Source organism: Paenibacillus sp. Marseille-Q7038 (assembly GCF_965111595.1).
In genome coordinates this window covers 570242-593809 of sequence record NZ_CBCOOM010000001.1, presented here as the reverse complement: position 1 = coordinate 593809, position 23568 = coordinate 570242, and the positions used below count along the sequence as shown (strand labels likewise).

Here is a 23568-nt window from a genome sequence, read left to right as displayed (position 1 = left end):
ATATCATACCGTATATTTCTTCACATTAGCTAAAATATTTCAAGTCGCAGGTACAGCTTTGAATTCGGAGACAAGCTCTCGTTTTGAGTCCAAGTGCTCAAGCCATAACTCAACAAGCTGATTTCCATCAATCAAATCAATATTAAGCCCAGTTGCATAGTTATACGCATTTGCAGTAAATTTACCCGTCGTTATTACGTATCCTCCGACAGCTCCTTGTTTCACCATTTGTGAGTGAATGATAGCAATGGGATCAAAACTAACCGGATTCTGATCGCTGTAACACTTAACTTGTCCAAGGTATAAACCTGCATCTGTCTCTTCTTCTATATCAACACCGTAATCACCAGAACCTTTTGTTACATAAGTGCTCCCTCCCCGGACAGAAGTCATAATCTCAGCAACAAAATGTTCGAACAATAGTGGGTTTTCTACTTTGTCTTCTTCAAGATCTCTTTTATACCGGTGGTAAAGACCAATACGTAATGTTTCCTTCATATCTTCATGTGTAGTTATAGCTTCAAGTGCATTGTCACGGTAATTTTCAATGGTCTTTTTTTGACTGGTATACATGTGAAAGAAAATAAAATTCAGCACCAATAACAGGCTGACAATCAGTATCATATGAACACTCCTTTTGACTTCATCCTGTCCAGTTCAGAACAAATTTAAAACTCAAGAGCAGTTCAATCGTTTAGAAAAAATATGAGTTGGAGGGCTTCAATATGATGTCTCAAGAAGATATAAAAGATCTTGAATACACCATTGATGAAATTACTGAAATCGCTACGGGATTCGGACTCGACTTTTATTCGATGCGCTATGAAATATGCCCTTCCGATATTATCTATACTTTCGGAGCATACGGTATGCCTACACGTTTTAGCCACTGGAGCTTCGGTAAGACGTTTAACAAAATGAAAATGCAATATGATATGGGACTAAGCAAGATCTATGAACTGGTCATCAATTCAGACCCTTGTTATGCATTCCTTCTAGATAGCAATTCTCCCGTACAAAATAAACTGATCGTCGCGCATGTCCTAGCCCACTGTGATTTTTTTAAAAATAACGCCTATTTCTCCAAGACCAATCGTCAAATGGTCGAAAGCATGACCGCTACGGCAGAAAGAATACGAGAATATGAAATCATTCATGGTGCTCTTCAAGTGGAGAAGTTTATTGATGCGGTACTCTCCATACAAGAACATATTGATCCTCATAAAGTGAAACCATATCAAATGGGGAAAGATTCTTACGTCAATTCTCTAGCTAATAAACAGCCTGTAATTGATCCTGTAACTCAAAAAACACCATACGATGATATTTGGTCACTTGAGCCCTCAGAAGCTCCAGAAACAGCTCCTGAGGATCCTGTTTGCTTTCCTCCGCAGCCTGAGAAAGACATCTTATGGTTTATCGAGGAATACTCTCCTGTTTTGCAGCCATGGCAGCGAGACATTCTAACTATGCTACGAGATGAGATGCTCTACTTTTGGGCACAAATGGAGACAAAAATAATGAATGAAGGCTGGGCAACCTTTTTCCATCAACGGATCATGAGAGAACTCGATCTGACAGAAGAAGAAACAATTGAGTATGCCAAGTTAAATTCTTCTGTCGTACAGCCTTCAACGAAATCACTAAATCCGTATTATCTAGGACTTAAGATGTTTGAGCACATCGAGAAGCGCTGGGATAATCCTACATTAGAAGAAAGAGAACGTTTCGGGAGAGTACCCGGGCGCGGCAGAGAAAAGATTTTTGAGGTGCGCGAAGCTGATCATGATATTTCCTTTATTCGTAACTATCTTACAAAGGATTTGGTCAATGAACTCGATTTATATGTATTTGAAAAGAAAGGTCCCGACTGGAAAATTACAGATAAGTCATGGGAAAATATACGGGATCAGCTAGCCTACTCCAGGGTAAATGGCGGATTTCCTTATCTGGTCGTTAAAGATGGGGATTATATGCACAGAGGGGAGCTTTACTTGCTGCATCAATTTGAGGGTGTCGAGTTGGATCAAAAGTATGTGGAACGAACACTCCCTTATGTTTATCAGCTATGGGGGAAAGCTGTGTATTTGGAGACGGTTGTCGATAATAAACAGATACAGTTTGCTTATGATGGGAATAAGGTTAGTCGTAAAAGTATATAAAGATGAATGCTTAAAGGAGAGCTGATCAGCTCTCCTTTTATTTCCATACAGACTGCTTGTCCATAAACTTCAAATTCTTGTTATAATACATGAACAGGAGGAATCATCATGCCATTATTTCAATTTGGATCCAAAACCATTGAATACGAATTAACGAGAAGCAACCGCCGTAAGACGGTGTCCATCTCTGTTAATCAACAAGGTGTACAGGTGGTCGCTCCTAATACCGCGGAAAAACAAGCCATAGAAAATATCTTACAACGTAAAGGAACATGGATACGCACACAGTTGTTAAACTTTGAAGAGATGAAGCAGAACTGTCTCCAGCGGAAGTTCGTCTCTGGTGAAAAACTGCCCTATCTAGGCAGACAATATCGATTAAAAGTATTGACAACGAATGAATCGATAGAACCAGAAATCAGCTTCTATCAAGGTCAATTTCAAGCATATATTCATGAGAGCATACCAGAACACCAATATAGAGAGCTCCTCATGCCGCTCTATGTAGAATGGGTTAAACATCGAGGGATGATCTTTACAAAAGACCGGATAACTAAATTCACAGATAAATTACAGCAATATCCCAATAACATCGTCATCAAAGATCAAGAACAACGATGGGGAAGCTGTACACCTGCTCGCAATATCTTATTAAATTGGCGAATCTTTCTTGCTCCTGCGTCTATTATTGACTATGTAATTGTTCACGAACTAGCACATCTGATATACATGAATCATTCTAATGAATATTGGGATACCGTTCGAATGCTGCTCCCTGATTATGAACAGAAGAAAGAATGGCTACGCGTAAACGGATCAACGCTGAATATATGAAAATGACCAGCAACTTATGTGCTGGTCATTTTCATTATTTTTTGCCGTATTGTGTTTCGGCGAGTGCCGTAAAATATCCTGTCAGCATAGAAGCATCGCTCATGTCCATTTTCTGCTTGAGCAGTTTCACCTTCAGATCACCAGTCAATTGACGCTTGAAATCGGTTTTCGTCGTCCAGTCACTGATGGGTGTGACACGCTCCTCAATAAACTGCTGTACATCAACGGCAATTTCTTTCAATTCATATTCTGCCCGCTGCTCACATACTTCATGGAGCTTATTGTAATAAGGCTCTTGCATATAAGTCAGACCGCTGTTCGTCTTACCGTTTACTTTCTCTATCATCTCATCGCGCACCGCGTCCAGTTTCTCTAACAGCTCAAAGATCGTCATCTGACGCTCTTTATACCGTGTCAATAATTCCTCAACCTTCTGCTTCAGAGAAGTATAGTAGACCTCATCCTCACCGAGACGAACGGAAATTTCTTTCTTAATCGCGTGTTCCATCTGAGCGGCTTTCGTTTCTGGAAGCGTATTTTTCTCAATCTCCTCTTTAAAGGAAACATCCAAAATTGATACAGGATCTCTAGCATCAATACCTGCAGAATGCAAATAGTCATGTACCATTTTTCTTACCTTCTCCCCGCAATCGGAGATGTCCATACCATCATCAATAGAGAAACGGGATTTAGCTAACTGCCGAATGACACCAAGACGTTTCAGATCTGGCAAGAACCTCTCCACTTTAGGACTTGGCATCACCTTATCCATACTTTCCGCAAATCGTTTATAAGCAATATCAAAGTCAGCACGTACATCTTCATCAACGAGCCGCAGAATGCTTTCCTCTAACTGATTCGGCTTTAGACCATCGAAGAACCGAACTGCAGAGCGATGACGCTGCTCGAGTCTTGGCAATTCATCATCGATCGATTGCAGTGCTCCCTGAACATCATTTGCGCTGAAGATCTCAAGAGCTTGATCCAAGAAACGTGACACTCCAAAATAATCTACAATAAGTCCATATGTTTTATTCGCATCATATTTCCGATTGGTTCTAGCAATTGCCTGCAGTAAGTTATGTTCTTTAAGAGGCTTATCCAAGTACATGACTTGTTCAATTGGTGCATCAAAACCAGTCAATAGCTTATCACAGACGATTAACAGCGCTAACTTATCCTCGGAAAACGGCTTCTTAAAACGCTCAATCAGCAACTTCTCTTCATCTTTCGAGATGTGATAATTTCGTAATTCACCCTTATCATTCTGTCCAGCTGAGAAAATTACTGCTGTCTCAAACTGCCCCATCGCATATTCATCGATCAGCTTCTTATATTCAACCGCAGCTGTACGGGAGACAGCTACCACTTGACCTTTGTAGCCATTAATCAATACACGAGACTCAAAATGACGAACGATATCCAGTGCAATTTCCTTCATTCGCTCTGGTGCAGTTAAGAGTAGCTGATCATTCACATATTTCTTCTGAATCTTCTCTCTGGCATCATCGTCATACTCGAAGAAAGTGCGGGCGAATAACTCGTCCAATGTATCGCCTTTCATATGTAGGTTCGGTAATCGAGATTCATAGTGAATCGGAACCGTAGCCCCATCTTCAACCGCTTGCTCAATCGTATATTTATCGATATAGGAACCGAACTTGCCTGTCGTCGAACGCGTTTTCTTATCAATCGGCGTACCGGTAAAACCGACAAAGGTTGCATTCGGCAAAGCCTTACGCATGTTGAGAGCAAGTCCCTTATACTGTGAACGGTGGGACTCATCTGTCATGACGATGATTTGCTCCGATTCCGAGATGACAGGAAACACCTTTTCATCATCACCTTGGAACTTTTGAATCAGCGTCATTACCGTTGTACCTGGACCTTTGGCTAGCTGACGTTTCAGATCGGCAACCGAACTTGCTTGTGTAGGATTTGGAAACCCTGATTGCTGGAATGTCTTAGTAATTTGATCATCCAAATCCTGACGATCCGTTACGATAAGGATCATCGGATTCTCTAACGAAGTCTGCCGGCGCAGTTTCATTGCTAGATACACCATTGTTAAGGATTTACCAGAGCCTTGTGTATGCCACACTACACCGCCTCGACGCGAAGGCTTCTTCTCATTCATAATTCGTTCTATCGTTTTGTTTACCGCACGATACTGCTGATAACGAGCTAGCTTCTTCACTTTACCATCAAATACGATGAAGTTCCGCATGAGGTCCAGAACAGTATCCTTACGAAGCATTCCGGATACCAGGACATCCTGTCCCCGGTAGCTTCCGATCTCTTCAAAGGTATAAGGATAAGGATCTTTCCATAGACCATAGTGCTGCGGTTTAGCAAATATCGTACCCACACGAGCGCGATCACGGCTCGTCACAATGAGCATCTGGTTATACCAGAATAACTTCGCATTCGTGTCCATATATCGTTCAAATTGCCGCACACCTTCCGGCAGTTGCTTGTCTACCTGTAGTTTTGGACTCTTACACTCAATAAGGACAAGCGGTAAACCATTAATGTATAGGATAAGATCGGGACGGATGGTTCCTTCTGCATTTTCGAAGACAATCTGATTTACCACGAGATAATCGTTGTTATTTACATTTTCATAGTCAAAAAGTTGTACCGTCTGATTCTTCTTCCCTGCTCCAACATCCTGCATTACGGATATTCCTTGTCCGAATAACCAATCGAATATCGTCTTATTTGCATGCCATACATCTTCTGCCTGCAAAGAAGTAAATTGCTTTACGACTCGATCTACATTGGTATCATCAATCCATGGATTGAGCTTGCGAATCGAATCTGCAAATCTTCGTTCCAGAACTACGCTCCCTCTTGAGGAGCGATCGTTCTCTAGCTTCGACCCTTCCATATAGGAATAGCCATATCTCATTAGCTGTTCTATAAAAGGTTGTTCGACCTCAGTATATTCCAAAGGGTTCATTTTCGTTCACCTCAAAGTAAGAGCGACGGCTTACACCGTCACTCGTATTTGTCCTGTTAGTAACTGCTGCATTAAACCTTTTTTCAGTTCGAGGTATTCCTGTTTTTCTTGTTCGTAGTTTTCGATCTGTTCATCTACGGCTGAGAAGATTGAAGCGATTTTTTGTTGTTCTTCAATTGACGGCAATACAATTAGAAATTCATTGATTAATCTCAAATTCAATCCTGCGCGCCCTTCACCATTAATATTACGTATACGTTCATACTGGCTTTCCAAGTAATAAAATAAAAACTCGCTATAGTATTTTTCTGAAGGTAAAATACCCGCTAAGGATTGATTACAAGTTGTTTCAATTTCTAGAATAGCAACAGTTCCTCTTGTTTTGCCCTGCCCATTCATAGCCATCATTATTGTTTTTGTTGGTAAAATAGTTGTATTAGAATTGTTTAATCCTAGATTCGTAATTCTACCTTCTACCTCATAAATTCTTCTTAAGTTCACTTCACCTGAACTCATCCATCTTACGCTTCCATTTTCCCAATATTCTTTATTTGATTTACTTGGAGTTCCGCCTGTTTTTATTTTAGCTATATCACCAACTTGCTTCACTTCCCACTCAACCGGTATCTTCCCAAGCTCCGACTTCTTAAATTCGGTATGTCCAATGCCTTTTGTCAGTAATTGCTGCATTAAACCTTTTTTAAGCTCTTTTGTTTTCTCAATCAATTGTTCTGTATTGTGAATTTGCTCGTCAACTGTCGAAAGGATCTCGGAGATTTTTTGTTGTTCCATCATATTAGGTATGATTAGAGATAACTGTGCCAGATTCTTCTGACTAATACCTTTAGCAGTTGTCCCAGTTGCTTTTTTATCTAAACACTCTTTAAAAAGATCTGACATCAAAAAATACTTGAGGTATGTTTTATTCAAATTTTCTTTAGCTTTAAATGCAACAACTCGTTGACTTAAAATATATCTATTATTATCAGGAACTTGAGCAACGTTTCCTAAAGGGGCTTCCATAGTAAACAAAACATCATCCTTTTCCAGATCACCTTTGGTCATCCACCTTTCATATAACTCGTTCGATGCCAAATAACATTCCGCTGAAAAGTCAATAAACCCCATTTTTACATTATTCGCCGATAATGCTCGAATGTTTCCATTTCCCCAGTCCATACCAAGCTTTTTTGGTGTTCTCCCTCTAAAATCTAAAATAGAATCAATGTAGTGGAAAAAATCAACAACTTCCCATTCAACCGGTATCTCCCCAAGCTCAGTCATCTTATATCCATCACGAACCTGTTTCATCACACTTCACCCAACCCTAGTTCACGAAGATAACCATTCAGTTTCGTTTTAATATCCGCTCGTTTACTTTCCAATGAGGATATCTCCAGAATTACCGATTCCAGATCCACTTTTTCTTTTTCTTCAGACTTATCAATATAACGAGTAATATTTAAGTTATAGTCATTATTCTTGATCTCGTCCAAAGTAACCACTCGTGCATACTTTTCAACATCTTCATAAGCATCAAACGCAGCCACAATGTGCTTGATATCATCTTCTCGAAGCGTATTCTGATTCTTACCTTCTTGATATGCATCCTCTGCCGCGATAAACAGTACATTTCCTTTGCGTTCAGCAGATTTATCGCGATTAAAGATCAGCACACAAGCAGGAATACCTGTCCCATAGAAAAGGTTAGATGGTAATCCAACAACAGCTTCTAATAGATCAGACTCGATTAATCCTTGACGAATCTTTCCCTCTGCTCCGCCACGGAATAAGACACCATGCGGCATAACAACCCCGCACTTTCCATCAGCTTTAAGAGAAGCAATCATATGCTGGATGAAGGCATAGTCACCCGCATTTTTAGGCGGTATCCCATACTGGAATCGACCATACGGATCATGCTCAGCTTCCTCACGTCCCCATTCTTTCAAGGAAAACGGAGGATTTGCAATTACACGATCGAACAGCATAATTTCGCCATCTTCCACAAGCTTCGGCTCTCGAATCGTATCACCTTTTTCAATACGGTGATCCGGCAAATTATGCAGCAGTAGATTCATCTTAGCGATCGCCCATGTTCCCAAGTTCTTCTCTTGTCCGAACAGAGATAAAGATTGTGGGTTGCCGTTATGCTCCTTCACGTAATCAACCGATTGAATCAACATACCGCCTGAACCGCAAGTCGGATCGTATACACGCATGCCTTCCTCAGGCTTGATGAGCTTAACGATCAATTCAACGACTTTAGATGGCGTATAGAACTCTCCACCTTTTTTCCCTGCATCATCAGCGAACATTTTAATCAAGTATTCGTATGCTCGACCAAGCATATCAGGTTCTGATAGGTTTGCATTGCTGAGATCTAATAAGGAAAAATGCTGTAGTAAGCGCAGTAAGACACTATCTGTTAGCACTTCTTTACGGTTAAAGTCAATTGGTGTAAGGACACCTTCGAGTGTTTGATTTTCATTTTCAAGCGCTTCAAAAGCTACGTTTATTGCTGAACCAATATCGCTTGCATGTTTACGAATTTCTTCCCAACGTGCAGATGCAGGCACGAAGAACTGGTATTGATCCGGATCATCTGCCAGGAGCTGTCCAATTTCTTCCCCATGTTCTTGGACCAGACCTTGTTTCTGCTCCTCAAATACATCACTCAAACGCTTTAAAAATAACAATCCGAATATGTAATTCTTATAATCACTTGAGTCCACAGACCCACGCAGAATGTCTGCAGACTTCCATAAGTGTGATTCTAATTCTTGCAATGTTAACTGACTCATCTTTATGTCGTTCCCCCTGTGTCATCTATAAAAACCTATTGTAAATTCAATATAACCAGACTTATTACCTTGATTTTTTTTAATAGCATAGTCTAGTGCTATCGTAGCATAAAAAAAATGAGATTTCGACATAAGCTTCTTCATACGAACAGCCAAGTTCTGCACTTTATCTTACACTCTTCGTATTACATTCTTCCTATATGTATGTTCTCTTTTATATGCTCTCGAAGCCTATGAATATTTGTGATTTCCAAGCATATACATATGACGAGAAAATTGACTACATAGTTAACCTCAAAAACCGGTTAACCTCTGTCTATTCATGGGTTATACAGTTAACCAATCCAAGGAGATGTGAACATGATATGTCAGATGTAACCTTCGGAGTAAAAGTCACACCTGAACTGAAAGGGAAAATCGAACAACTCATCAAGGACTCAGACTTTGATACGAACAAGGAATGGTTCCAGCATCTGCTCTCGATCTATGACTTATACCATCTAAAACATGAGGACGGGACGAAACGCTATGCCAGCGATCTGGAATATATTGAGCAGAACCTAACACGCATCCAAGAAACAATCGTTCATATGATGAAGAAAATGGCGGATGAAGCAACACATCAAGAAGCCGAATGGACGAAAACATCAGACGAGATACAGCAGCAACTCCAGCAAAGCGAGCAACTCCGTAAGGAGCTGGAAACCGAACTCACTGAAACTAATGAGCAGACAAATCAGTATAAGATCAATCTCACGGAATTACAGAAACAAAGCAACGTTCTAGAAGATCTATGTACTACGCTAAAAAAATCACTGCAAGAAAAAGAAGCAGAGATCGAGAAGTTGAACCAAGAACGCGTTCAGTGGCAATCTTCAGATTATCCCGCTACAATCCAGCGATTAACCGAAGATAATCAAGCCCTCAAGCAACAATGCCAGATGCAACAGCATCAGATCGATCTATTGCGAATGGAATATGATAAGAAATTAGAAGTTGCACAATTGAAAACGGATTTCGCTAGAAAAGAAGCCGAGTTACTTCTAATAGCACAACGCAAACCAAGTAAAGAAGAGCCTGATGCACCACCTCGTAAAAGAGGACGCCCTAAAAAAGATGAAGCCGCACTGTCTGTCAGTGGACAACAACAATTATTCACTGATGTTTATGATGACGCAGAAGACGAGCAGGAACAGGATAATGACCTACCTGAAGATCCCGATGATTTGCATGAAATGCTAGGCGATGAACCTTCTCAGAACCAAAAGGAATAGCATAACCCCCGACCATTCGGCGGGGGCATTTCTCATGATGTTGTATAGATTCACAGAGGTTGTAGTTTTATTTCGATATCCTCGTCTCCGTGAACGACTACATATTTTATCAATGTTTGAATAATTCCTTTTGCTTGCTCGACGGGAAGCAACTCAATTGCACTAATGATATTATTTACTTTTTTGTTTAACTCTGTCTGAATCTGCTCAATATCCATATCTATTGCTTCGAATTCCTCATGATCCATCTTCTCAAGCCCAGCTAGTATCTGATCTAGCCTTTCCTTCTCTTCATTTAAGTCACTCAGTTCAATTAAGCCCGAGGTATAGGCTTCAATTTTTCGCTTATATCTGGCTTTAGCAGTGTTTGCCTTTTGCTCAAGCTGATCCTTCTGCGACTTTACAACCGCTTCCTTCGCCATAATTAATAGCATACCTGAAGTATTTCCAACCATCTGCTGCAACCCATCTTTAAACCATTTTTCTACCAGATCGGCACGATATTGCTTACTTGTACAAGTTCCTTTATTCTTATTCGCTGAACAACGATATACACGATAGCGTTTATTAGGAGAACCTGAGAAACCAATACTCATGCCCGACCCGCAATTTCCGCACCTTAGCATACCACCCAACAGGTGAGGACTTGTCTGGGCTCTTGGAGCCATAGTTGTCTGTCCCATTCGCCTTTGCACACTTTCCCATATGGGCTTCTCAATAATAACTGGCAGACAGTCTTCCACTTTCACCCACTCCGATTCATCTTTATCTTTACGCTTCGATTTGCTCGAATCTTTCCGATTCCAGACCAATGTACCTTTATAAACGGGATTCGTTAACATCAACTTAATTGCCCGAATGGACCACTCTTTCCGCTGCCTGGATGGGATACCCTCCTCATTTAATCTTTTCGCAATGGAATAAAAACCGAGCCCTCCATTCAGATACAAATCGTATACCCGCTTTACTATATCTGCTTCCTTATCATTAATAACCAAGGACTTGTCCAATAGGTCATACCCATACGGACTTTGCGTCAGCCATTTTCCATTAGTAGCGGCGTGAAGCATATTTTCAAACACACGTTCACGAATACGTTCTCGCTCAAACTCAGCAACTGCTCCCAGAACCTGCAAAGTAAGTCGACCTGAGGGTGTGTTGGTATCAAAAGATTCACTAATGGATACAAAAGAAACCTCATAGTTTTGAAACATGTCAATTAGATTCAGTAAATCTAGTAGTCGTCTGCTCATTCGATCGAGCTTGGTAACCATGATACGAGATACGTTTCCGTTCTTTACTGCCTGCAACAGCCGCTTTAACTCCGGTCGATCCAAATTTTTAGCTGAATAACCATCATCGATAAACAGCTGAACCTGATCTGTCCAACCCATTGCCCGGCAATACGCTTTTAACCGTTCCTGCTGTTCATCCAGAGAGACACCATCTCTTGCCTGCTCATCGGTGGAAACCCGGCAATACAGAGCCACAGAACGGATATTGTAAGTTTCATTTTTTCGTTGTTTCCCGCTCATGACTTCCCCCCTTGTCAATACCTATGCCTGTCCTCTTATATATATGATAATTCACAGGGTTGTCCCTTCGACCTCACAGCATAGATTAGATCGAGGTGATGTTATGGGACAACTCAAAGTACGTTTTACAATGGAACATCAAGATGAACAGAGCAGCTTCACGTCATTATCTAGCTTGCAACAGCACTCATTCTCAGACCTTCTATTGAATCGCCTCAATGATTTTGAAATGCGTCTAAAACGTGCAGCGGCAGAGTTATGGCTCCAGCAGAGACTCGGTAGAGATAATTATTCAAACTATCAAATAATGGTGGCGCAAAATCATACAACCTCAGACATAACCGACGAAACGCCAAAAGCCTAACTCCATCTGCAGGAGTTAGGCTTTCCTTATCGTCATCTGCTTATTCATTATAATAAACAGTCATTTATGTTGGTGAATACTTTTCCAATGGTTAGGACAACTTAATGGATGTCGGATGATCCAGCTGTGAATAGCTCCACTCCTTGTTCCACCATCGTCATCAAGTAATCAGCAGCAGAGGGATTGGTACGTTGTAGATCCAACAGCAATTCACTGATGCGGTCTGTACGCCACAATGTAGGATCGTTCTTGGATACATCCTTAGTAATGATCATATGTAGTTCTTGCTGCAGCCTGTTTAATACTTCTAGCTGGATGGTTTGTGTTTTTCCCGTTTCCAAATTGCTTAAATAAGCGGGTGAAACCCCTATCTCTTTAGCAAATTCATTGAGTCCAAACCCTTTTTGCCGTCTAATTTGCCTTAATTGTTGACCAAAATTACTCATCTTCTTTAACACCACCTTAGGAGGAATAACATCTTGACTCACAAAAAAACTCGTACTACTGAACTTCAAATTTCGTCCATTAGTCATATTCACGATCCGCTCGCCGCACGAAAATGGATGGAACTTTACGTCACTCTGCTAAAGAAACAGCTTATCTCTGAACATGTTAGTCAAAGTCCTGGAGAGGAGTAAATAGCTGATGAAAACAGTGTTGTATGCTCGATCTTCCATTAAAACGCAGGAGCATTCCATTGATATGCAAAAGGCTCTTGCGCTAGAGAAAGTCAAAACAAAAGGCATCTTATTTGACGATCTATATCTAGATGAAGCTGTTTCAGCAAGAAAGACCGGTATTCACGAAAGACCTCAGTTAAGTCGTTTAATTCACGACATCGGAAACGGACTAGTATCAACGGTTTACGTTTATAAGCGTGATCGTTTAGCTAGAAATGTTGTACAGTCGATGGAGATATTTGAACTGTTTCGTTCCAAGCAAATCACAGTCGTATTCACTGCTGATAATGAAATCCCTATCCAATACTCACCAGCCGGAGAATTCTTCGAGCTGATCATCGCAGGTTTCAATCAACGTGAAGCCAATCAGATTATTCAGCGCATCAAAGAAACTAAATATACGATGACGAAACAAGGAAAGCATGCTCAAGGTCCGATAGCTTATGGCTATATAGTTAATAAAGACAAACACTATGAAAAGCATCCAGATCAGGCTCCGACGATCTACAAACTGTACCATGCAATCATTGAGACGAAATGTAATACTTTATCGGACTTTGTTCGAGATATGAATCGACATGATTGGTTTCCATCTGAGTGGGAAAACAACCGAATCCAAAGTTTGATTGGAAATACCATTTATAAAGGCATTCGAAAAATCAAGGAATTTGGTAAGTATGTTGAGATTGAAAATGAAAAACTTCGTATTGTTGACGAATTAACTTGGACTAAGGCACAGGAACGAATCAAAAATCTTGTCCAAACTCGCTCCCGAAGAACTAACCGAATCCCTATGATTCTCGACGATCTTCTATTTTGTGGAAAGTGCGATCAAGCTATGTATGGCAGAGAAAAAGCGGATATAAGTGCAAGAAAATATTACAGTTGTAAGAAGCATAGTTATATCCAAATCGCTCCTGATCTGCTGGAAGAAATGATTTTAGAGGAGTGTGCAAAATTCGTCACAGTACAGTTTCAGACCTACTTTCCTGAACTATATCAACTGACACACGGGAACCTGATTAAGTTTTATCAAAGTTCTATTTCTGAGAGCCAAGAAGCGTTGCAATTATATAAGCAGAAACTCTATGAAGATACCTCATTATGGCTCCAGTCTCCAACGGCAAACTTACAAACCGAACTTGTACACCTAATCAATTGCATTCATCGAGAAGAGCTGTTACAGCAGCACTATCCCGTAGAATTAAAAAATCTAAAGAATCAGTTCAAACTTATGGAACGACTACAAGATTCGCTTGATTTGGTTGCAGAAGTAAATTCCTACAGTGAAAGCGAAAGAGCAACATTTATTCGGGACATCGTTCATCGAATCGAGCTTAACTCCCCTACACTTTGTATAAAATTTCGATATCCTTTCAAAGGAAAGGCGGTGGTCGAGAATTTTGCCACTAAATAATATCATACAACCTGGTATGAGAGGAGCTTTCTATGGGCGTCACTCAACCGATAAACAAACGATGGAAACCCAGCGGACCATGGCTTATGAATTTGCCAAGAAGTATGGATGCACGATTGTATGTGAATACGAAGATGCTGGCGTATCCGCTAGAAAAAAGAAGTTAGATGACCGTGAGGGAATCTCTCTTCTTCTTAAAGAAGCAATTGACGGCAAATTTGATTTTGTCTTAATTAATCATCACGACCGTATTGCACGAAATCCGATGGAACATCAGAAGATTCGAATGATCTTAGCCGGTTGCAATATTCCCGTTGTTGTTATTAGCTCTGAGAGTCTGTATGACTCCGGGGATTTTATCGTCGATCTGATAAAAGATGGAACTTCCAAAATGGAAGTTGACAACACACGAATTCGTACTCGCGATACCGCTAAGAGCATTTTATTAAAAGGAAAATGGACTGGCGGTAAAGCACCATTTGGTTACCGCTATGACAAAGTAAACAAAACCTTCTCTCAATGCGCAGAAGAATTAACAATTGTACGACGTATCTATGATTTGTATCGCGATCGAGAAGGATTTCAATCCATTGCCCATATTATCTCCTATGAATACGGTAAATCCATTAGTAAGGCAACTGTACGATGGATTATAACGAACCCTTTTTACGCTGGTTATATGTCTCATCACCGTAAATCTGAACGCTCAGGAAATTCAATCACTCCAATTGAAAACTGGTTGATGAATAAAAGTGACTTAATAGAGCCTATTATGAGCCTGGATGAATGGAAAGAAACCTGGGCGATCTTTGAACAGAGAAAGACCGGAAAACTCAACCCGAAAATGTACAAAACGAGTTTCTTTCTTAGTAATCTAATGAAATGTTCAGTCTGTAATAATATTTTGATTGGTAACGACCAAACCACATTTGATAAAAAACGTAACAAACATTACGGAGAGAAATGGTATCGCTGCTCGACTTGTAAATATAAAGTTGAATCCTATCGGATGCATTCCGTCATTGAGGCTGTGTTGAATGATTTGAAGACCCAAAATCTTGAATCCGTTAGTCAGAATGTATATAACGAATTATTAAAAGAACGTTTACTCGTCACTGATAGAAAGAGTAAGAGCATGAAGAATTTAACCGGAGCAGAACACCAATTACAAATGGCAGAAGATCATTCCAAGCGCCTCGCGTCATTAGTAAAAGATCTTGAAAACATTGACGATAACACGAAGATGATCCGAGTTTTAACTCTCCAGAAGGAACACCTCGCTAGTCAAATCAATAAACTTAAAACAGAAATTCATCAGTTAGACAAGACAGCTCAGTACCTCGAACTGATTGAGGCAAATGAAAATGAAATTAAGCGCAATATCGAATCCATGAGTGTTATGACTAATGGTAGCAATAATAATGATATCCGAAAGATGATTACCTATTTAGTTGTTGAAGCAATATTCACTCCAAAAACCATTGATAACAAGAAAGTAGTGACTTATGGTGATATAGCTATCCAGACCAGAAGCAGTCTTGTAAGAACAACAATCTGTTAACCTTCCGTCTTGACTAAGACGGAAGGTTTTTTAGTTGTCACGGTTAACATTTCTCACAGAGGACAAGTTCTCGGTTATTAGGTCAGCTTGTCCTTCGCGGGTGCCAAAATCTCGGTAACGAGATAGGCACCCGATCGGTAGCCTAACCGGCTACCGAGATGAAAGGCTTAAAAAGTGCTTGTACACTGGGGTTTGTCCGTTTTCTATATTCTCCATTATGGACAGTATTTCATGATGGTAAACGTTCCTCGGTGACTGGGTTATCAAAATTAGAAATCTCGGCAAATTGGTTGATCATGCAATAACAAATCATACTTGCTCTAAAATCTATACAATTATTCAGCTATTTAAATACAAAGAAGTCATACCACCCTCCCACTATAAGAGAAATTGGTGTGACTTTTTTGATGAAAATAACTAGCATGAAAATTCAAATGGATGGTCTAAGCCTGATGATAGATGTTTCCACTTGTACTTAGAATCCTTCCATTTCCACGCCGCAAGTGCGGTACACATGCATCAACTTCATGTGATGAAATAACATCAGTATTTATTTTGTTATTAATACCATTCAAAAACATGTTGCTCATAAGCCATGCTAATATAACATTTCTACTTAATATATTATTATGATCCTTATAATCTAACACTTCTTGTGGTACGATAGGTTGTCCATAATGAAGTCCAATTGTTGCTCCAGGGTGGACTTCAACAATTTGAATCTTGTTTACATTAGGAATATTGTAAAGTCCTCTGGACACATTTATGCCACGTAGGGTTAGGTAACTCATTTTTGGCGAAGTAGGAGCCATTATTGACCCAGGTCTCATACCAATTTCTGTAATCAACTTTCTTAGAGACTTATCTGATAATCTGTCTCCCCCTCCAAATTGATATGATAAAGGTGCATCAATACCGATTATTACTTGATCTTCATTAGCATATTGCTTTACCAAATCATAAATATCAGAATCCGTTAAATCACTTATAATTTCAATACAAGTTAATGAATTCACATTATATTCAAAAATTGCGACAGCAGTGTCCGATGAATTAGTCGTACCTGCGAGATCTAATCCAATAATTTTCATAATTCACTCCATAAAATTTTTAAGACATGAAATCGTCCATTGATTGTAATTAAGTTCCTGAAGCCGCGCTCTGCTGTCTGGAAGTTCGAATTTCAAACATTGAAACACCTTCTGTTGATTGAAGAAGGGAATTAAATACTCTGTTAAAATAATCTTTCATTTGTGGTTGAGCAAAGGTTATGCACAAATCAAACAATTCTGGATATCCGTACCGCGGTTTATATTTTTTTCTCTTGCAAATTACTCTTACTAATGTCTCGAATATAAACTTTCCTCTTAGCCTCAAAAATCATCCGATGAAACTTTACTTAATAACTCAGTAGAGGGAGCCTTAAATTCTTTTTTTGTAAGGAAATCCGAAATCAGCCTTTGTGTTTTCTCGCATACAACCTCGTTCAAATGAACGTTTATATTGCAATTCCCACCTGAAATATGTAAGTCACACTCATATGCAAACCATTGTACAACCTCATTGATAATTTGTGTGAAAAGTTCATATTCACTTTTAGTCATCAATTTACCTATGACATCATTCTTGGAATGACGGAAAATATCGTTTTCAATACTGTATCCTTCTGTAACAAGTAATTCTGCATATTCTACAGGTATCCCCGTAAAAACCCACATATCTTGATCACAGAAAAATGTGACCGATTTATTTTGATTTATCTCGTTTCTTCTTTCGTAAATCTGCAAAAGTTGGGATCTTCCATAGCATTGTTGTATCGTATATTTTCTATTTTCGTAATTTTTTTCTCCATATTCAGAGAATAGAGAAAGATCATCCGAACCTTCTAAACAAAGTAGGACGGTTTGTTCTTTTTATTGTAGAGATGATTTCGTCTACTGTCATAGTAACTTGGGTTCTAGGCATAGTTCCATCCTCTATTTTCTGAAAGAATAATTTCATTGCTTTCATACCTTGAATAAATAAATGGCGAATGAGTCGCTACGAAAAACTGATTATTTTTGGATTGTGAACTTAGTATAGGGAACAAATCTCTTTGCCAATCAACATGAAGACTCAATTCGTGTTCGTCAATAAACACGGCGCTATTATCTAAAAATGCATTATAACAAAGAAAACTAAGCATTTGTTGCTCACCGGCTGACAACTTCTCTGATAGCATAGCGTTCTCTTCATAGCCGAACATAATACTGTCAGTTAATTTTATTCCTTTATCTTCAAATATTTCTGAAATAAAATTGTTCAATTCTGAGAATGGCTTCATAAGTTGATTTCTTCTTTGATCCAAGTTATCAACTTTATTCATAATACTTGTTAAAACACCACTAGCCCTTTCGATTGATTCTGACTATTTCTACGAGAATTATTTGATTTGTAATTTGTAATTTCATGCCTTATTATTTCAGAAAAATTTATATTCATTGAAATGAATTCATTAGACATTTTGGCATATTCATTTTTTAACAATTGAACTATATCCTTTGTAGATATTGCAGTTATAAAGGAGTGCTTGTTTTTAGACAAACGTTCTGAATAACTATTTATTGTTTCTTGAAACCTGTCGGAATTTCGAATAGGACTAGAACCTATTGAATATTCAATTCTTCTAAATGTAGGGAAAAAAACCGATCCTTGTGTGTGCAGTGAAATTGTATCCTCTATACTCTCTAACTTAAAGCTACTTGGACCTCTCCGTAAATCTTTTCTAATCTTTGTATCAAGCAATTTTTCTCCCTTTACAAAAAAAACAATATGAGACGTTTCTTTTTCATATTCATCCTCTTCTTCCTCTTCTCTAACCAATACTTTAGTCTTACCTGTCACCGAATTCTCAATTGTCAAAATATAATCGTCACCATGCAGTTCGACATATTTAAATTCAATATCTCTAAGTAGAATGCCGATATGACCGCTATTAAGATACCAAAGCAATTTTAAAAATGTTGTTTTACCTGCTCCATTTTTTCCGGTAAGCAAGTTAATATCAGGATAAAAGTTAAATTCATCTGATATTTTAGAATTCAATCCTTCTACAATTAACTTACGAATTACGATCTCCCCCTCTGGTAAATAATTCCTTACACAAGAGTATAGTTTAAATGAATGGTTCTATCAACGGTAATCAAGCTCCTTAGCAGAACGAAGGCTGGGCTTCGTATTGGCATCAACGCATCATCCGTGAACTGGATCTTACGAGTGATGAAGCCGTAGAGTATGCAATGCTCAACGCCTCTGTTGTACAGCCGTCTAAACAAAGTCTGAATCCTTATTATCTCGGCCTAAAAATCTTTGAAGATATTGAAAAAAGATGGGATCATCCAACTGCACACGAACAAGAACGACGCGGACGCACTCCCGGAGGGGGCCGTGCCAAAATGTTTGAAGTTCGTGAATATGATTCCGATACCTCATTTATTCGTAACTATATGACGAAGCAACTGGTTGAGGATCTTGATCTATATGTGTTCGAGAAAAAAGGACCGGATTGGAAAATCACGGATAAGTCTTGGGAAAACATTCGGGATCAGCTCATTTTTGCCCGAGTTAACGGTGGATCTCCCTATCTCGTTGTCAAAGATGCTGATTATCTTCGTACAGGAGAGATCGTCTTAAAACACCAGTACGAAGGCATTGAGCTTGATCTGAAATATATGGAGCGTACGCTTCCTTACGTATTTAAGTTATGGGGCCGTGCTGTTCACCTTGAGACAACAATTGATGATAAACCTGTTTTGTTTACATTTGACGGCAAAAAAATGCACAGAAAATTAATGACTTGAATCCATTTATATTTTCTTCTGTTTCTTCAAGCGAGCGTATATATAGATTAAAATGCTGTGTTTTATCTGTATATATTTTCAAATTCAATGTTTTAAAGAGTTGTGAAATAGACTTACTTCGCACTTTTCCTAGATAAATGCCTGTTTTAACTCAAATTTGGGTTGAAACAGGCTTTTTCATGGGGTAAATTGAATAATAGATGTACTAGTCATCTTATGCCCGTATACATACAAAGCTGATAAATATGTTATAATCTACTTTTGTCAGCGCTTATTACGAACGTAAGCACTCATCATTAGAATTATCTGCAATTGAATAAAGGAGCGAACAAAATTGTCCAACATCGGTAGAAACGAACCGTGCCACTGCGGCAGTGGAAAAAAATATAAGAAATGTTGCCTTGAGAAAGACAGAGAACAACAACGTAATGTACGAGTAGCCACTTCTGTTGAAGTGATTACAGGTTCCAGACGAGCTGTTTCCACATCAGCTCCAGCACCAACAGCGCAATCGGTTGAAGCTTCAACCGCCTCAACTACAGACAGAGCACTTGACCTGTCTGAATTTACTTGGGAAAGCGATACTGACCGCGAGTTAGCAGCTTCCATTATTCCTGAACTTGCAAAAGAATACTCGTTGTCTTATGAACAACAATCGCAATTGGTGCAACTATGGAGCGACTACAGCCAAAGCGAAGCCCCTCGCTATCGTAAGCCAGGCGGTTACGCAGGAGCTCTAGAATACTTAACTGCAACAAAGCTTGGTAAAACGGTGAGTCATTCAGAACTGGCTGCAAAACATGATGTTTCGGCCAGCACGCTCTCCAAATGTGCAAATCAACTTTCCGAGTTCTCTGATAAAGAATCTTTTGCACTGCAAACCGTTTAATTTTTTACTGTTTAAACATATGGGCATATTCCCGAAGGAGATCATCTTCTTCGGGCTTTTTTTATTCAAAAGCAGTATAGGAAATGGAGTCTATCATCAACATCTCTTTTTTATTGTCATAAACGTAGGTCAAAGTGAGCTCCCCAATATATTCTATAGGAGATATCGCTACCCCAATCAAAGCGGTAAGCTGCTCATTTTCGTTCATCTGGTAGTCAATGTGATTTAGCAGCAGTTCTTCCTGATTGGTTGCCTCCATACTCAAAGCAGCCCATTCTTTTGCAGCATTCGTTGCATCCTCTACTTGCTCTTCCCGCAGCGTTTTTCCATTCACGATATGAATATCCTCTAAATATACGCCCGTTCCATATCCTGCTGGCAGCGTAATAATGGCATCTTTTATCCCATCACCCGTTACATCACCTGATAATAACTCAGCCGGTGCGGCAGGCGAAGCAATGCTTTTCCAATTAAATTCAGTGGTTTTGCCATCCCAATTGAGAATAAACCCATCATATATCCCTTCTGATTCTTGTATCGGATACAAACGATTTTCCGTATTCGCCACTTCCGCGATGGATTGTAGTGTAACTTCCTCTTGCTGATCCACTTGCTCTGATCCTTGCTTGTTATCTATATTTTCTTCCATAAATTCTATATCTGAATGGGATGTACCCTTGAATTCTGCATAAACAACAATACTGCCGATCAGCATAATCGCAGTCAGCAACATAAGTGATTTTAATAATTTATTCAATGAATTGAACTCCTTTATATTCATAGCCATAAGTAATTGATTGTTGAACATTCATCTTATCTTCACTTTACCTTTACCATTATATAGTGCGAATACCCGTCATGATAGACATTCAGGAAAATTTGATCAAATTTCTTAAAAATAAGTGTTTCAGGTGAATTAAACCTCCCCTAACGAAAAAAGCATCTCTAGAATAAGCAGCCTTTGCCGACCATTATGATCAAAAGGCTGCTTTCTGGAGATGCTTTAAAAAAACATTATATCGAAATACTTGGGCTTGCTGTCGTCTGTCTGACAATTAATTCGGACGGCTCCGTAATAACAGGAGGTGAAAAATCAGGATTCTCAATTAAGGCAATCAGGCACTCAATAGATTTGATTCCGATAGAATAAATATTTTGGTTAATTGTCGTTAAATTTGGTTTAAACACTTGGGCATGATAGGTATTATCAAAACCAACAACTGAAACATCCTCTGGGACACGAAGACCATGTCTTTCTATCTCATAGATCGCGCCAAAAGCAGCCAGATCCGATGTACAGACAACACCTGTAGGAGGCTCCTTCAACTGGAGCAGGCGTCGCATCGCTGCGGCCCCTTCGTCAAATGAATAATCGCAAACCTCAAGATACGATGTTAAATAAGGCAAATCACAGTTTCTTAGCCCTTGTCTGTAACCTTCAAGCCGCATGTTCGCAATGGACGGCCCAAGGGTACCTGAAATGTAAGCAATCTTCTGATGACCCAGTTCGTATAAATGTTTTACACTCATCTGGATCGCATTCTGATTATCCGTTGTAATATAACCCGCACGTTTACCCACAATATCTGTATCTACAAACATAGTAGGTATGTCCGAGTGTATCAATTCATCTATACTCGGGTTCTCACGCTCTACACCAAACACGACGACTCCTTCCACGTTCCGGCTGCGGCAATGTTTGATGAAAGAATAATTCGGATCGTCAAAACGGGTAGATAGCCGAACTAAATCATATCCGCTGTTTTCAAGCGCTGTTTTGATTCCTTCCAGCAGTTCCGCTACAAATGGGTTGGTAAACGGGACAGTCAGGAGGACACCAACAGTCCAAGATCTTTTTTTCACGAGTCCCCGGGCAACCACATTAGGTTGATAGTGTAACTGTTCAATTACCATATTCACTTTTTTACGAGTTTTGTCACTTACATCTGGATAATCATTCAGCACCTTAGAAACGGTAGCAACTGAGACCCCAGCTTCCTTAGCCACATCATGTATCGATGCCATTTGATCACCTCTATATCAATCATAGTCTATCCGTTACCTTATAAGCTGGGTAGTATATAGACCCACATAATCACCATTATAACGGAAAACTAGAAAACCTCATAGATCAAATGAATGCGCTTTCCATTCTTCTTCCTATACATGTTTTTTCTGTAACTCTTTCAAGTCTTTAGAGACACCTTCCATCATCGAAACAAAAGCCATGAGTTCTTTAGAACTGTGAACTTGTCTTTCCGTATTACCGGTTGTATTATCTGATTCTTTACTCACTTGAGCTAGCTTTGTCATAATACTATCTACTACACCTTGAATCTGGTCCATCGCTTTCTTAGACCCGGTTGCAAGCTTACGGATTTCGCCCGCCACAATTTCAAAACCTCTTCCACTCTCTCCAGCATGAGCTGCTTCTATCGCTGCATTCAATCCAAGAAGATGACTTTGGTCTGATATATCTCGAATGAGCGTGCCCATCTTTTGTATATGCTGTACTTCTTGATTCAATTCATTAATTAGTCCATGAGCCAAATCTTGCGATGCCGCTGTCTCTCCAGCCGTTTTGGAAATTACTTGTGTGTTTCTATGTAGTTCATCGATCATTCCTGTAAGCTTTTGCGATACTTCTGTAATTGCTTTTAACATGAGTTCCTGTTCTTGTACAACCTCATTAATCTTATCTTTTTCTTTTGTTTCATAGGCCTCTAATACAAGCTGGGAATCTAAATTAAACATTTTGGTTAACGCATGAATGACAGGATACCAATCATCTGGAAGCACTGCCTGCATGTACTGAGTGGCTAAATCCAAATAAAGCATATATGTTCCTAGGTAAAAATCAGTATTCAGTCCTATGCGGGAATGTACTAAACCTATTTTAATTCTGTTCTCTATAAAAGATTCATTAATGACACCGTCTGCTAAAGATAAAAAATACCAGCGTTGTGTTTCTTTGAGTCGATCTATAGTAGAGTGTTTCTCAATGATGGTTCTAAGACTTTCAACCTGTCCGATTCGTTCATATAGACGATCAACAACCTGTCCAACAATTTGTTCAAAAATAGGGCGATGGCTTTTTAAAAGCTCTAGTTCACTATTTGTTAGACCTATAAAATCAAGCTGCAACTTTCTTTCTTGTGAAACATCGATCATCACCATTTGATCCCTCTTTCTTTACTAAATTTTCGTGCACATCTCTCTTCGTACTTGATCATTATAGAACGAACTC

21 protein-coding genes and 1 pseudogene are annotated in these 23568 nt (G+C 39.3%); 9 read left to right on the top strand and 13 right to left on the bottom strand.

The window, feature by feature from the left end:
• Nucleotides 1-39: 39 nt before the first annotated feature.
• On the bottom strand, nt 40-624 hold the full coding sequence (locus tag ACWPWY_RS02940; RefSeq protein WP_454190317.1) for a restriction endonuclease: 585 nt from the start codon (nt 622-624) through the stop codon (nt 40-42).
• 104 nt (nt 625-728) lie between these two features.
• Here ACWPWY_RS02940 and ACWPWY_RS02935 point away from each other — a divergent pair, with 104 nt between their 5' ends.
• Both ACWPWY_RS02935 and ACWPWY_RS02930 read left to right on the top strand, forming a co-directional pair.
• Nucleotides 729-2162: a SpoVR family protein gene (locus ACWPWY_RS02935; protein WP_454192776.1), complete on the top strand. Its 1434-nt coding sequence runs from the start codon at nt 729-731 to the stop codon at nt 2160-2162.
• A 108-nt stretch (nt 2163-2270) separates the two neighbouring features.
• Nucleotides 2271-2996: a M48 family metallopeptidase gene (locus ACWPWY_RS02930; RefSeq protein ID WP_454190316.1), complete on the top strand. Its 726-nt coding sequence runs from the start codon at nt 2271-2273 to the stop codon at nt 2994-2996.
• 34 nt (nt 2997-3030) lie between these two features.
• Here ACWPWY_RS02930 and ACWPWY_RS02925 read toward each other — a convergent pair whose 3' ends face one another.
• From ACWPWY_RS02925 to ACWPWY_RS02915, 3 genes are read right to left on the bottom strand one after another with little or no spacing between them, the layout of a single operon-like run.
• Entirely contained in the window at nt 3031-5958 is a 2928-nt protein-coding gene (locus ACWPWY_RS02925; protein WP_454190315.1) for a type I restriction endonuclease subunit R, read from the bottom strand.
• Between the two features lie 30 nt (nt 5959-5988).
• Complete coding sequence (locus ACWPWY_RS02920) at nt 5989-7269, bottom strand: restriction endonuclease subunit S (protein ID WP_454190314.1); 1281 nt, start codon at nt 7267-7269, stop codon at nt 5989-5991.
• Nucleotides 7269-8762, bottom strand: a complete 1494-nt coding sequence (locus ACWPWY_RS02915) for a type I restriction-modification system subunit M (protein ID WP_454190313.1) — start codon at nt 8760-8762, stop codon at nt 7269-7271. The genes ACWPWY_RS02920 and ACWPWY_RS02915 overlap by 1 nt, the downstream gene beginning before the upstream one ends.
• Nucleotides 8763-9127: 365 nt before the next feature.
• Here ACWPWY_RS02915 and ACWPWY_RS02910 point away from each other — a divergent pair, with 365 nt between their 5' ends.
• Nucleotides 9128-10036: a hypothetical protein gene (locus tag ACWPWY_RS02910; protein ID WP_454190312.1), complete on the top strand. Its 909-nt coding sequence runs from the start codon at nt 9128-9130 to the stop codon at nt 10034-10036.
• 50 nt (nt 10037-10086) lie between these two features.
• On the opposite strand, the gene ACWPWY_RS02905 is transcribed toward ACWPWY_RS02910, so the two are convergent.
• Nucleotides 10087-11571 (bottom strand): recombinase family protein, encoded by a 1485-nt coding sequence (locus ACWPWY_RS02905; protein ID WP_454190311.1) that lies wholly within the window; start codon nt 11569-11571, stop codon nt 10087-10089.
• Between the two features lie 103 nt (nt 11572-11674).
• Here ACWPWY_RS02905 and ACWPWY_RS02900 point away from each other — a divergent pair, with 103 nt between their 5' ends.
• Nucleotides 11675-11935 carry a hypothetical protein gene (locus ACWPWY_RS02900; RefSeq protein ID WP_454190310.1) on the top strand — a complete coding sequence of 87 codons (261 nt, stop codon included), beginning with the start codon at nt 11675-11677 and terminating at the stop codon, nt 11933-11935.
• Nucleotides 11936-12036: 101 nt separating this feature from the next.
• On the opposite strand, the gene ACWPWY_RS02895 is transcribed toward ACWPWY_RS02900, so the two are convergent.
• Complete coding sequence (locus ACWPWY_RS02895; protein ID WP_454190309.1) at nt 12037-12381, bottom strand: helix-turn-helix domain-containing protein; 345 nt, start codon at nt 12379-12381, stop codon at nt 12037-12039.
• Nucleotides 12382-12414: 33 nt separating this feature from the next.
• On the opposite strand from ACWPWY_RS02895, the gene ACWPWY_RS02890 reads away from it, so the two are divergent.
• From ACWPWY_RS02890 to ACWPWY_RS02880, 3 genes are read left to right on the top strand one after another with little or no spacing between them, the layout of a single operon-like run.
• Complete coding sequence (locus tag ACWPWY_RS02890) at nt 12415-12573, top strand: hypothetical protein (RefSeq protein WP_454190308.1); 159 nt, start codon at nt 12415-12417, stop codon at nt 12571-12573.
• A 7-nt stretch (nt 12574-12580) separates the two neighbouring features.
• Nucleotides 12581-14032, top strand: coding sequence for a recombinase family protein (locus ACWPWY_RS02885; RefSeq protein WP_454190307.1), 1452 nt, complete (start codon nt 12581-12583; stop codon nt 14030-14032).
• On the top strand, nt 14019-15593 hold the full coding sequence (locus ACWPWY_RS02880; protein WP_454190306.1) for a recombinase family protein: 1575 nt from the start codon (nt 14019-14021) through the stop codon (nt 15591-15593). The genes ACWPWY_RS02885 and ACWPWY_RS02880 overlap by 14 nt, the downstream gene beginning before the upstream one ends.
• A gap of 443 nt (nt 15594-16036) precedes the next feature.
• On the opposite strand, the gene ACWPWY_RS02875 is transcribed toward ACWPWY_RS02880, so the two are convergent.
• The 4 genes from ACWPWY_RS02875 to ACWPWY_RS02860 all read right to left on the bottom strand — a co-directional run bounded on the left by ACWPWY_RS02875 (nt 16037) and on the right by ACWPWY_RS02860 (nt 18689).
• Complete coding sequence (locus ACWPWY_RS02875; RefSeq protein WP_454190305.1) at nt 16037-16684, bottom strand: DUF429 domain-containing protein; 648 nt, start codon at nt 16682-16684, stop codon at nt 16037-16039.
• Between the two features lie 282 nt (nt 16685-16966).
• Nucleotides 16967-17380, bottom strand: coding sequence for a hypothetical protein (locus tag ACWPWY_RS02870; RefSeq protein WP_454190304.1), 414 nt, complete (start codon nt 17378-17380; stop codon nt 16967-16969).
• A gap of 170 nt (nt 17381-17550) precedes the next feature.
• Nucleotides 17551-17958, bottom strand: a complete 408-nt coding sequence (locus ACWPWY_RS02865) for an AAA family ATPase (RefSeq protein ID WP_454190303.1) — start codon at nt 17956-17958, stop codon at nt 17551-17553.
• Nucleotides 17959-17966: 8 nt separating this feature from the next.
• A complete protein-coding gene (locus ACWPWY_RS02860) occupies nt 17967-18689 on the bottom strand; it encodes an AAA family ATPase (RefSeq protein WP_454192775.1) in 723 nt (240 codons plus the stop codon).
• A gap of 101 nt (nt 18690-18790) precedes the next feature.
• On the opposite strand from ACWPWY_RS02860, the pseudogene ACWPWY_RS02855 reads away from it, so the two are divergent.
• Together ACWPWY_RS02855 and ACWPWY_RS02850 are read left to right on the top strand one after the other, a co-directional pair.
• Nucleotides 18791-19432: pseudogene (locus tag ACWPWY_RS02855) on the top strand (SpoVR family protein); the annotation flags it as partial.
• A gap of 334 nt (nt 19433-19766) precedes the next feature.
• Nucleotides 19767-20321 (top strand): SEC-C metal-binding domain-containing protein, encoded by a 555-nt coding sequence (locus ACWPWY_RS02850; RefSeq protein WP_454190302.1) that lies wholly within the window; start codon nt 19767-19769, stop codon nt 20319-20321.
• 61 nt (nt 20322-20382) lie between these two features.
• Here ACWPWY_RS02850 and ACWPWY_RS02845 read toward each other — a convergent pair whose 3' ends face one another.
• From ACWPWY_RS02845 to ACWPWY_RS02835, 3 genes are all read right to left on the bottom strand, one after another.
• Nucleotides 20383-21078: a hypothetical protein gene (locus ACWPWY_RS02845; protein WP_454190301.1), complete on the bottom strand. Its 696-nt coding sequence runs from the start codon at nt 21076-21078 to the stop codon at nt 20383-20385.
• A 257-nt stretch (nt 21079-21335) separates the two neighbouring features.
• A complete protein-coding gene (locus ACWPWY_RS02840; RefSeq protein WP_454190300.1) occupies nt 21336-22346 on the bottom strand; it encodes a LacI family DNA-binding transcriptional regulator in 1011 nt (336 codons plus the stop codon).
• Nucleotides 22347-22481: 135 nt separating this feature from the next.
• A complete protein-coding gene (locus tag ACWPWY_RS02835) occupies nt 22482-23498 on the bottom strand; it encodes a protoglobin domain-containing protein (protein WP_454190299.1) in 1017 nt (338 codons plus the stop codon).
• Nucleotides 23499-23568: the final 70 nt, after the last annotated feature.